Genomic DNA, 247 nt, shown 5'->3' with positions numbered 1-247 from the left:
CATCCTCCTCGCCAAGCACCTCCCCCTTCACCGCTAGCGCCCGCCCGATCCAGATCGGGTCGACCAGATGGTCGCGCTTGGGGTTGGTGGTGTTCGGGTGGATGAGGATGCTCAGGCCGCCGTGGTTTCCTAAAAGCTGACATAACCTGCTCGCTTTCGGCTGCCGCCAAGTCCCGCCCAGAAATCGGCGACGCGCGATCCATTGCTAACCTGCGCTCCTCGCGCCAATTCATCTGTAGCGGCGAGG

Annotated in this window: 1 protein-coding gene; it reads right to left on the bottom strand. The window is 63.2% G+C overall.

Annotated features, from left to right (window positions below; all coding sequences use genetic code 11):
- Positions 1-181, bottom strand: a 181-nt coding sequence (locus tag EOA78_RS37870; protein ID WP_281034110.1) for a DOPA 4,5-dioxygenase family protein, incomplete at its 3' end; no start/stop codon positions are given.
- Between the last annotated feature and the right edge of the window lie 66 nt (positions 182-247).

It is taken from the genome of Mesorhizobium sp. M5C.F.Cr.IN.023.01.1.1, assembly GCF_003997585.1.
Taxonomy (GTDB): domain Bacteria; phylum Pseudomonadota; class Alphaproteobacteria; order Rhizobiales; family Rhizobiaceae; genus Mesorhizobium; species Mesorhizobium wenxiniae.
This window is presented reverse-complemented; position numbering and strand designations above follow the sequence as displayed.